The sequence below is a fragment of the Streptomyces sp. NPDC056296 genome, assembly GCF_042268605.1.
GTDB lineage: Bacteria > Actinomycetota > Actinomycetes > Streptomycetales > Streptomycetaceae > Streptomyces.
Window position 1 is genome coordinate 181,338 of record NZ_JBHJRX010000011.1, and the last position, 6,022, is coordinate 187,359.

General features: G+C 71.7%; 7 protein-coding genes. 2 read left to right on the forward strand and 5 right to left on the reverse strand.

Translation table 11 applies throughout. The features are described from left to right. Positions 1 to 36: 36 nt before the first annotated feature. Together ACFCZF_RS11085 and ACFCZF_RS11090 are read right to left on the reverse strand one after the other, a co-directional pair. Entirely contained in the window at positions 37 to 948 is a 912-nt protein-coding gene (locus ACFCZF_RS11085; protein WP_376671407.1) for a hypothetical protein, read from the reverse strand. 58 nt (positions 949 to 1,006) lie between these two features. After that, the gene (locus ACFCZF_RS11090; protein WP_376671408.1) at positions 1,007 to 1,366 is read right to left on the reverse strand and encodes an arsenate reductase family protein; all 360 of its coding nucleotides are present in this window, start codon (positions 1,364 to 1,366) and stop codon (positions 1,007 to 1,009) included. Positions 1,367 to 1,549: 183 nt separating this feature from the next. Here ACFCZF_RS11090 and ACFCZF_RS11095 point away from each other — a divergent pair, with 183 nt between their 5' ends. Further along, on the forward strand, positions 1,550 to 1,864 hold the full coding sequence (locus ACFCZF_RS11095) for a hypothetical protein (protein WP_055417700.1): 315 nt from the start codon (positions 1,550 to 1,552) through the stop codon (positions 1,862 to 1,864). A 154-nt stretch (positions 1,865 to 2,018) separates the two neighbouring features. Here the strand turns inward: ACFCZF_RS11095 and ACFCZF_RS11100 are convergent, their stop codons facing one another. The 3 genes from ACFCZF_RS11100 to glnA all read right to left on the reverse strand — a co-directional run bounded on the left by ACFCZF_RS11100 (position 2,019) and on the right by glnA (position 5,211). Beyond that, entirely contained in the window at positions 2,019 to 3,233 is a 1,215-nt protein-coding gene (locus ACFCZF_RS11100; protein WP_376671409.1) for a winged helix DNA-binding domain-containing protein, read from the reverse strand. Between the two features lie 101 nt (positions 3,234 to 3,334). Beyond that, a complete protein-coding gene (locus ACFCZF_RS11105) occupies positions 3,335 to 3,598 on the reverse strand; it encodes a hypothetical protein (RefSeq protein ID WP_376671410.1) in 264 nt (87 codons plus the stop codon). Positions 3,599 to 3,801: 203 nt separating this feature from the next. Further along, positions 3,802 to 5,211, reverse strand: coding sequence for a type I glutamate--ammonia ligase (gene glnA, locus ACFCZF_RS11110; RefSeq protein ID WP_375925635.1), 1,410 nt, complete (start codon positions 5,209 to 5,211; stop codon positions 3,802 to 3,804). 253 nt (positions 5,212 to 5,464) lie between these two features. On the opposite strand from glnA, the gene ACFCZF_RS11115 reads away from it, so the two are divergent. Further along, positions 5,465 to 5,932 (forward strand): RDD family protein, encoded by a 468-nt coding sequence (locus ACFCZF_RS11115; RefSeq protein ID WP_376671411.1) that lies wholly within the window; start codon positions 5,465 to 5,467, stop codon positions 5,930 to 5,932. Positions 5,933 to 6,022 lie beyond the last annotated feature (90 nt).

Genomic DNA, 6,022 nt, shown 5'->3' on the forward strand with positions numbered 1-6,022 from the left:
CTCAGCGGTCGCGCCGATGCGCACGGGTAACCTGCGTCACACCCCGCCCTGTTCGTACGCCACCACGTGGTCGTTGACGTACTGGAGCAGGCCCTCCGTCTGCCGGGTGAGCTCAGCCTCCCCGGTCTCCGACCCGTCGCCCCACTGGCCGTTCGCGAACACCACCGACCGTACGGTCATCAGCCGCTTGAAGACGCCGGCCGACCCGGGCGGCACCGTCGGCAGCCTCGCCTCGGGCGGCGGGTCGAGCGAGACCGTCTGGTACGTCACCGGGTCCATGGAGGCCATCGCGAACACCGTCCCGGCGTCCTCCGCGCGCACGAAACTCGCCACGGTCACGCTCACCTGCGAGCGCCGCTCGGTGTCCGTGAACAGGGCCGCGGTGAGCCGCAGGCAGCCCTCGCCCTGCTCGATCAGGGCAGCGAGCTGCGGTGACGTGCCCTGGGCGCACTCGGTGGTCGTGGCCAGGTCGACGCGCTTGTACCGGGAGCCGTCGGGCAGCCGCACGTTCGTCTCCGGGAAGGCCTGCTCCGGGCGCACTACCGGACGGGCGAGCAGCGAGGGCAGGGCGGAGGGTGCGTCGGAGGGCAGGGTGGCGGTGACGGAGGGGTCGGCGGCGGCCGTGGCGGTCGCGGTGGTGGGCGGCGGCGCGGTGGCCCGGTCGTCGCCGTCGCCGCCGCCCGTGTACATCAGGGTGCCGGCGGCGATGGCCGCGACGAGGACGACGCCGGTCGCCGCGAGAACCGCTGTCCGGGTGCGGCGGCGTCTGCGTATGCGGTGCTGCTCGGCCGTCCAGGGCGCCGCAGCCGCCGCGGGGCCGTACGGCCCGTACTGCGCGTCCTGCCCATGCTGCGCGTACTGCGGTTGCTGCCCGTACTGCGGGTGCTGCTCGTAGGGTCCGTGCTGCCCGTACGGTCCGTGCTGCGTTCCTTGATCATCGTGGGTCATGGCGGCGCAGGGTAACAGCGCGGACAGCCCTGAGTCCCGGCGCCCGACAAGGCGTTGCCTAACGGGACAAAGCGTCCCGGACCGCCTCATCGGTGCGGCCCACTACGGCCGTTCCGTCGTCCGCCGTGATGATCGGGCGCTGGATCAGCTTCGGGTGCTCGGCGAGCGCCGTGACCCAGCGGTCGCGTGACGCCGGGTCACGGGGCCAGTCCTTCAGGCCCAGTTCCTTGGCCGCGGCCTCCTGGGTGCGGGTGATGTCCCACGGTTCCAGACCGAGACGGGTGAGCACCTCGCGGATCTCGTCCTCGCTCGGCACGTCCTCCAGATAGCGGCGGACGGTGTAGTCGGCACCCTCGGCGTCGAGCAGGCTGACCGCGCTGCGGCACTTCGAACAGGCCGGGTTGATCCAGATCTCCATGCCGACACGGTAGCCCGAGGGTCCCGAGGGTACGGAAAACCCGTTCACCCCGTGCGTCACAGTGACCCCGAAAGCCCTTGTGGCCAGGGGCTTTTGTCAGTGGTGGGCGGTAAAATAGAAGCAGCGTTCGAGGGTGTCGCCGGGAGGTCCGGACGGCGCCCTGACCGCGACAGGAGGATGCCCGTGCCCGCTGCCGCACTGAAGCCGAAGCCGTTGCCCACCCAGTCCACCGCCAAGCGGCCCGTCCTGCTCGACCTGCCCTACGAACCCGTGGAGAAGCGTCCGCTGCCGGCGGGCCGTCCCCGCGAGTGGTACGTCACGCACAACCGCCGGCTCAAGGCGATGCGGCTCGCCATCGCCCTGCTCGACTCCGGCGTCTACCTGCCGAACCAGGCGCGCAACGAGAGGATACGGAGCGCCGCGGAGACGATCGGCGTCCACCCGCCGTCGGACACGACGTGCCACATGGTGCGGGCGCTGATGCGGTACTCGCGGTGAGCGGTGGCGCCGGGGGCCGTTCGTCGTTGGCGCCCGGCGCCGCTGTCGCCGTCTCCGGGGGCTGCCGCCCCCGGACCCCCGCTTCGGCCTGAACGGCCTCGTCCTCAAACGCCGGACGGGCTGAGATACCCGGCCCGGCGCCGTATGAGCGTGCTCACGCCGACAACTCCCGCTCCAGCGGCGTCCGGAACCGCGGAGTCACCCGTGTCGGTCCCACCCAGGACGCCAGCCGCTCCGCCTCCGCCGCGATCGAGGCCTCCGCCTCGCGGCCGATCCCCTCGCCGCCGGACCCCTCACTGTCGGTCCCCTCGCCGTCCAGCACCCGCCAGACGATCTCACCGTCCGCCCGCTGGGCCCAGCCGCCGATCACGCGGCCGTTCCACCACACCGTCGGCCCCACGTTGCCGCTGCCGTCGAAGAGCATCTGCCGCAGCTCGGGCGCGAGGTACCAGTCCCGCTGCCGCCAGCCCATCGCCGTCGGGTCGAGGGCGGGCAGCAGCGCCGCCCACGGTTCGGTGGGCCCGGCGACCGGACCGGCGTCACCGGCGACGACATACCCCGTGCCCTCGTTCAGTGACACCGCCTCCGCGCCGATCGCGGCCAGCGCCCGGCGCACCTCCGTCACCCGCCACCCCGTCCACCACTTCAGGTCCTCCTCGGTGGCCGGCCCACACGTCGCCAGCCACCGCCGCAGCAGCTCCGCCTGCGCCTCGGCCGGGTCCAGCTCGGGATGCGGGGGCGCCGGCGCCCAGCGGAACTGGCTGGACGTCCAGGAGCCCAGCGGCCGGCCTCGGACGACCTTGCCCTCCACGCCCAGCACCTTCAGCAGCCGGGTGGAGACGGTGTGCACGCCCTCGTATCTCTTCCCGGCCGCGTAGACGAACCGCTCCTTCAGGCGCGGCTCGTCCCGGGCCAGCTCGGCCGCCGTGGCCTGGCCGCGCCGGGCCAGCACGGCCAGCGTCGACTCCTCGACCTGGGTCAGCCAGGCCGCGTCCGGGGCCCCGGCCTCCGCCATGTTCTTGAGCAGCGTGGCCCGCTCCTTGGCGGCGACGGTGAGGCCGGTCGAGGCGTGCACGACCGCCGTCAGCTCCGTCGGGAACACGAACACGGTGTGCCGCATGCCGTGCATCCGGACCAGCGTCCCGTCCTCGTACAGCGCCCGCTCCGTCCCGCCCACGGTCTTCGCCGCGTCCGCGAGTCGTGCGCCGACGGCCAGGTGCACCGTCGCGGGGTCCGTGCCGTGCAGCGCCACCAGCGAACCGGCGACCTCCTCCGGGCTCCCCGCCCGGAACGGACCCGCCAGCCGCTGCCGCAGCGCGAGCCGGTCCCGCCGCTCCGCCGTCCCGATGTGCCGCCGCCCGTCACCCATCCCGGCCTCCGCCCGTCGCGTCGCGTCCTGGTGAGGCCATCCTGCCCGACGCCACTGACAGTCCCGGGCCGGACGGCCCGGCGGGCGATCTGGGGCAGGCCCTAGTAGGACGCCCGGAAGTTGGCGTACCCGAGCAGGACGATCAGCGCGGCCACGCAGCCCAGCACCACGGCGGTGGACACCCACGACGACCGGCGTCCGGAGCGGCCCACGTGCTCGGGGTCGGCGCGGAAGGGGACCGGTCCGGGCGGGTTCTCCTTCCAGCGCGCGGCGAGCATCCGGGCGCGTGCGGAGGGCTCCTTGTGTTCGGCACCGTCCGCCCACTTGATGTCGAACTCGCGCTCTTCCTCGTCCCGCTCGGACATGTCCGGTCCCTCTCCCCGTCCCCTGACTCGAACAACCGTGTCAGTAAACATGATCCCGGGCCCGCTTCCCCCTGTGAAGCTTTTCGGCCAACGAGCCGGCGGGCCAACGAGCCGGCGGACCAACGACGGCGCCCCCGTCCCTGACGAGCAGGAGACGGGGGCGCCGGACGACCCGGGCCGGCCTGAGCCGACCCGGGCGTCGATCACACGTCGAAGTACATCTCGAACTCGTGCGGGTGCGGACGCAGCTGCAGCGGCGCGATCTCGTTCGCGCGCTTGAAGTCGATCCACGTCTCGATCAGGTCCGGCGTGAAGACGTCGCCCTGGAGGAGGAACTCGTGGTCGGCCTCCAGGCGGTCCAGGACCGCGCCGAGGGAGGTCGGGACCTGCGCCACGTTCGCGTGCTCCTCGGGAGCCAGCTCGTAGAGGTCCTTGTCGATCGGCTCGGCCGGCTCGATCTTGTTCTTGATGCCGTCCAGGCCCGCGAGCAGCAGGGCCGAGAAGGCCAGGTACGGGTTGCCGGAGGCGTCCGGCGCGCGGAACTCGACGCGCTTGGCCTTCGGGTTCGAGCCCGTGATCGGGATACGCATCGCGGCCGAGCGGTTGCGCTGCGAGTACACCAGGTTCACCGGCGCCTCGAAGCCCGGCACCAGGCGGTGGTAGGAGTTCACCGTCGGGTTGGTGAAGGCCAGCAGCGACGGGGCGTGCTTGAGGATGCCGCCGATGTAGAAGCGGGCGGTGTCGGACAGGCCGGCGTAGCCCTGCTCGTCGTAGAAGAGCGGCTCGCCGCCCGACCACAGCGACTGGTGGACGTGCATGCCCGAGCCGTTGTCACCGAAGATCGGCTTCGGCATGAAGGTCGCCGTCTTGCCGTTCTTCCAGGCCACGTTCTTCACGATGTACTTGAAGAGCTGGAGGTCGTCGGCGGCCGCGAGCAGCGTGTTGAACTTGTAGTTGATCTCCGCCTGGCCGGCGGTGCCCACCTCGTGGTGCTGGCGCTCGACCTGGAGGCCGGACCGCTCCAGCTCCAGGGAGATCTCGGCGCGCAGGTCGGCGAAGTGGTCGACCGGCGGGACCGGGAAGTAGCCGCCCTTGTAACGGACCTTGTAACCGCGGTTGTCCTCCAGGGCGCCGGTGTTCCAGGCGCCGGCCTCGGAGTCGATGTGGTAGAAGGACTCGTTCGCGCTGGTGGCGAAGCGGACGGAGTCGAAGACGTAGAACTCCGCCTCCGGGCCGAAGAACGCCGTGTCGGCGATGCCGGTGGAGGCGAGGTAGGCCTCGGCCTTCTTCGCCACGTTCCGCGGGTCACGGGAGTACTGCTCGCCCGTGATCGGGTCGTGGATGAAGAAGTTGATGTTGAGGGTCTTGTCCCGGCGGAACGGGTCGACGCGCGCGGTCGACAGGTCGGGGCGCAGGGACATGTCCGACTCGTGGATGGCCTGGAAGCCGCGGATCGAGGAGCCGTCGAAGGCCTGCTCGTCGTCGGGGTCGAACGCCGCGGCGGGCAACGTGAAGTGCTGCATGACGCCCGGCAGGTCGCAGAACCGGACGTCGACGAACTTGACGTCCTCGTCTGCGATGTACTTCTTGACGTCGTCGGCGTTCTGGAACATCCAGCTCCTCCTACTCCCGACCGTCCCGCCGGGGTGGTAGATCGTTCGTGCGGCCAGTGCGGGTGGCACACGCTTCCTCGACCCTAGGGACGGGTGATTTCTCGGGCGTGACCCATTTGTTTCGCAGAAGTTAACCGGCTCCGTTCCAGCGTAGGCCTCATCCGGGCCCGCCACACCCCGCCGTACGCCGCCCCGCGGCCCCCGCGCCCACCCTCCGTCCGCCGGTCATATACGGGCGCAGTACCGTGGACGGGTGGACAACAGGCAAGCAATCGGATCGTGGCTTTCCGGGCCGCGCGCGGCCATCGAAGAGGCCGGCGCCGATCTCGGATACCGGGGTGAGCAGCTCGGTCTGCCCGAGGAGGGGCCGGGCTCGATCGCCCGTCCGGGCAGGCGGATCGGCGCCCTGGCCGTCGACTGGGCCCTGTGCCTCCTGATCGCATACGGCCTGATCACGGACGGCTACGACCAGGCGACCGGCAACTGGGCCCTGCTGATCTTCTTCGTACTGAGCGTGCTGACCGTCGGCACGATCGGCTTCACCCCGGGCAAGCGCCTCTTCGGCCTGCGCGTGGTGGACCTGGGCACGGGCCGCCCGAGCCCCCTGCGTGGCCTGCTGCGTTCGGCCCTGCTGTGCGTCGCCCTCCCGGCGCTGATCTGGGACCGCGACGGCCGTGGCCTGCACGACCGGCTGGCGCGCACCGCGGAAGTACGGATCTGACGCGGCGCGCGCGTACGCCGGTACGGCGGTCGCGCGCGTACGCCGGTACGGCGATGGGGGCGCCCGGAGTGATCCGGGCGCCCCCATCGC

What these genes read in the sequence shown, in the direction of transcription:
- ACFCZF_RS11085 (WP_376671407.1), bottom strand. Translation starts at nt 948, where the DNA reads ATGACCCACGATGATCAAGGAACGCAGCACGGACCGTACGGGCAGCAC.
- ACFCZF_RS11090 (WP_376671408.1), bottom strand. Translation starts at nt 1,366, where the DNA reads ATGGAGATCTGGATCAACCCGGCCTGTTCGAAGTGCCGCAGCGCGGTC.
- ACFCZF_RS11100 (WP_376671409.1), bottom strand. Translation starts at nt 3,233, where the DNA reads ATGGGTGACGGGCGGCGGCACATCGGGACGGCGGAGCGGCGGGACCGG.
- ACFCZF_RS11105 (WP_376671410.1), bottom strand. Translation starts at nt 3,598, where the DNA reads ATGTCCGAGCGGGACGAGGAAGAGCGCGAGTTCGACATCAAGTGGGCG.
- glnA (WP_375925635.1), bottom strand. Translation starts at nt 5,211, where the DNA reads ATGTTCCAGAACGCCGACGACGTCAAGAAGTACATCGCAGACGAGGAC.